Below are 4,219 nucleotides of genomic sequence, written 5' to 3'. Positions count from 1 at the left end.
CCAGCGGGTCGAGCAGCACGCCGAGACCGGCGATCGCAAGGCGCTGACCGCGGGTCCGCGCCCCGAGCACATCCCGCTCTCGCTCGCGCAGCAGCGGATGTGGTTCCTCAACCGGTTCGACACCCAGTCGGCCGCGTACAACGTGCCCGTCGCGGTCCGCCTCACCGGCGACCTCGACGTGAACGCGCTGCGTGCGGCGGTCACCGACCTGGTGACCCGCCACGAGATCCTGCGCACGATCTACCCACAGACCGAAGCCGGTGCGGCACAGGTGATCCTGTCGCCCGCCCAGGCCGCGCCGGAACTGATCGAACGCACCGTGGCCGCCGACCAGGTGGAATCGGCTGTGGCGGAACTGATGTCGACGATGTTCGACGTCACCGTCGAGGTCCCGCTCAAGGTGGCGCTGTTCCGCGTCGAGAACACCGACGACTTCGTGCTCGCCCTGGTCGTGCACCACATCTCCGGCGACGGTTCCTCGGTCGCCCCACTGACCCGCGACCTGATGACCGCCTACGCGGCCCGCTCCATGGGTTCCGAGCCCGGCTGGGCACCGCTGGCAGTGCAGTACGCGGACTACAGCATCTGGCAGCGTGATCTCCTCGGCAGCGAGGACGACGCCGACTCGATGGCGTCCAAGCAGGTCGCGCACTGGAAGCAGGCCCTCGCGGACCTCCCCGATCAGCTCGACCTGCCCGCCGACCGTCCGCGCCCCGCGGTGCAGACCTTCGCCGGCAGCAAGGTCGACGTCCAGATCGACGCCGACACCCACCGCGCGCTGGTCGAGCTGGCTCGTGCCGAGGGCGCGACGCTGTTCATGGTCGTGCACACCGCCCTCGCGGTGCTGCTCGCCCGCCTGTCCGGTACCGACGACATCGCCATCGGTACCCCGATGGCCGGCCGTGGCGAAGCCGCGCTCGACGACATGATCGGCATGTTCGTCAACACCCTGGTGTTCCGCACCAAGGTCGACGGCGGCGAGGCGTTCACCGAACTGCTCGCCCGCCAGCGTGAAGACGACATCGCGGCGTTCGCCAACGCCGACGTGCCGTTCGAGCGCCTGGTCGAGGTACTCAACCCGGTGCGCTCCACCGCGCGTCATCCGCTGTTCCAGGTGGGTCTGTCGTTCCAGAACCTCAGCCGCGCCACCCTGGAACTGCCGGGCCTGACGGTCTCGGGCCTCGACATCGCCACCGAGCTGTCGCAGTTCGATCTGCACCTGATCGCCACCGACCGCTACGGCGATGCCGGTGAGCCCGAAGGCATCTCGGGTCTGTTCACCTACGCCACCGACCTGTTCGACCACGCCACGGTCGAAGGTTTCGTGGAGCGTTTCGTCCGGCTGCTCGGCGCGATCGTCGCCACCCCGCGTACCGCGGTCGGCGATATCGAGCTGCTGGCCACGGCCGAACGCACCCAGATCCTCGACGCCCGCAACGCCACCACTTACTCGGTCGACACCGAGGCCACCCTGGTCTCGCTGCTCGACGCGTCCGTGGCCGCCGATCCGAAGTCGACCGCGCTGGTCACCGACGACGGTGCCCAGCTCACCTACGCCGAACTCGACGCGAAGGTGAACCGCCTCGCGCGGCACCTGATCTCGCTCGGCGTGGGCCCGGAGTCCCGTGTCGCGCTGGCGATGCGCCGCTCGGTGGACCTGGTTGTCGCGATGTACGCGGTGGCCAAGTCCGGTGGCGCGTACGTGCCGGTCGACCCCGATCAGGCGGCCGAGCGCACCGGCTACATCCTCGAGACGGCGGCACCGGTCTGCGTGCTGACCAACGCCGAGTTCGCCACCGACGTCGCACCGGTCGTGCGGATCGACGAACTCGACCTGGAATCGCTCGGTGCCGCACCGATTTCCGATGCCGAGCGCACCGAACCGCTGCGTCCGGAGAACACCGCGTACGTGATCTTCACGTCCGGTTCCACCGGCCGCCCGAAGGGTGTCGCCGTTCCGCACGGCGCCATCGCCAACCAGCTGAAGTGGAAGCTGATCGAGTTCGGCATGGACGCCGCCGACGCGGTGCTGCTCAAGACCGCCGCCACCTTCGACCTCTCGGTCTGGGAGTTCTGGTCGGCCGCGGTCTGCGGTGGCCGCCTGGTGATCGCCTCGGCCGACGGCCATCGCGACCCGGCTTACCTCAACGAGCTGATGTCGCGCGAGTGGGTCACCACCCTGCACGTGGTGCCGTCGATGCTCGACGCGCTCATCACCGCGGGAATGCCCGATTCGCTGTGGCGGGTCCTGGCCATCGGTGAGGCGCTGCCGGGTTCGCTGGCCCAGCGCTTCCGCGCCGAGTTCAGCCGTACCGAGCTGTTCAACCTGTACGGCCCGACCGAGGCCGCGGTCTCGATCACCTCGCACCGGGTGAACGCCGCCGACCAGGTGTCGGTCTCCATCGGTTCGCCCGAGTGGAACAGTCAGGTCTACGTGCTCGACGAGCGTCTGCGCCCGGTGCCCGACGGGGTCGCCGGTGAGCTGTACCTGGCGGGCGCGCAGTTGGCTCGCGGCTACTACGGTCGCCCCGACCTGACCGCCGATCGTTTCGTGGCCAACCCGTTCACCCCGGGCACTCGCATGTACCGCACCGGTGACCTGGTGGCCTGGCACAACCGCGAACTCGACTACCGCGGCCGCACCGACTTCCAGGTGAAGATCCGCGGCTTCCGGATCGAGCTCGGCGAGATCGAGGCCGCGCTGCTCGCGCTGCCCGAGATCGCCCAGACCGCGGTGATCGCCAAGTCCGATCCGCGCACCGGTGACCGTCTGGTCGCCTACCTGGTCGGCTCGGATATCGAGGTGGCACAGGTCAAGTCGACGCTGGCCGCCGGTCTGCCGTCGTACATGGTGCCCGCCGCGTTCGTGGTGCTGGACGCGCTGCCGCTCAACGTCAACGGCAAGCTCGACCGCAAGGCGCTGCCGGAGCCGGAGTTCGAGGCGCAGACCTTCCGCGCGCCGTCGACCCCGATCGAGGAGATCGTGGCCGGCGTGTTCGCCGATGTTCTCGGCGCCGAACGCGTCGGTGCCGACGACGACTTCTTCGCCCTCGGCGGCAACTCGCTGCTGGCCACCCAGGTCGCGGCCCGCCTCGGCGCCGCCCTGGACAGCCGGGTGCCCGTGCGCCTGCTGTTCGAGGCGTCGACGGTGGCCGGGCTCGCGGTGAAGGTCGAGCAGGGTGCGGGTGCCGGTGGGCGTCGCGCGCTGGTCGCCGGTCCGCGCCCGGATCAGGTGCCGCTGTCGCTCGCGCAGCAGCGCATGTGGTTCCTGAACCAGTTCGACACTGCCTCTTCGGTGAACAACATCCCCGTCGCCGTTCGCCTGTCGGGCGCGCTGGACGTGGCGGCGCTGCAATTGGCCGTCGCCGATGTGCTCGCACGGCACGAGACACTGCGCACGGTGTACCCGTCGACCGACGGCACGCCGCACCAGGTGATCCTGCCGGTCGAAGGCAACGTCCCGGATCTGACGCCGGAAACCGTTGCCCCCGAACAGGTTCGCGACAAGATCGCCGAGCTGATCACCACCGGTTTCGACGTGATCGACGAAGTTCCGTTGCGTGCGAAGCTCATGCAGGTCGCCGACGAGGAATTCGTCCTTGTCTTCGTGGCCCACCACATCAGCGCAGACGGTTGGTCCATGGGCCCGCTGACCCGCGACGTGATGATCGCCTACGCCGCCCGTGCCACGGGTGAAGCACCGGGCTGGGCGCCGATGCCGGTGCAGTACGCCGACTTCAGCGTCTGGCAGCGCGAGGTGCTCGGCGCCGAGACCGACGAGACCAGCCTCATCGCCCAGCAGGCCGGCTATTGGAAGCGCGCGCTCGCCGGTGTTCCCGACGAGCTGAACCTGCCCCTGGATCGACCGCGTCCGAGCACGCAGTCCTTCGCCGGTGGCCGGGTGCTGTTCCCGATCGGCGGCGACATCCACGCCGGGCTGTCCGCCATCGCTCGCGAGCAGAACGCGACGCTGTTCATGGTCGTGCACACCGCGCTGGCGGTATTCCTGGCACGCATGTCGGGCACCGAGGACATCGTCATCGGCACCCCGATCGCCGGCCGCGGCGAAGCCGAACTCGACGACGTGATCGGCATGTTCGTCAACACCCTCGCCCTGCGCACCCAGGTCGGCGGACAGCTCACCTTCGCGGAGCTGCTGACCCAGGCCAAGGAAGCCGACCTGGCCGCCTTCGCCCACGCCGACATCCCGTTCGAACGC

1 protein-coding gene is annotated in these 4,219 nt (G+C 69.3%); it reads left to right on the top strand.

What is annotated here, in order from left to right; all coding sequences use genetic code 11:
• Window positions 1-4,219, top strand: a 4,219-nt coding sequence (locus tag ACFWF3_RS26395) for an amino acid adenylation domain-containing protein (RefSeq protein ID WP_379316023.1), incomplete at both ends; no start/stop codon positions are given.

This window comes from Nocardia sp. NPDC060220, from assembly GCF_042727815.1.
Lineage (GTDB): Bacteria > Actinomycetota > Actinomycetes > Mycobacteriales > Mycobacteriaceae > Nocardia.
This window is presented reverse-complemented; position numbering and strand designations above follow the sequence as displayed.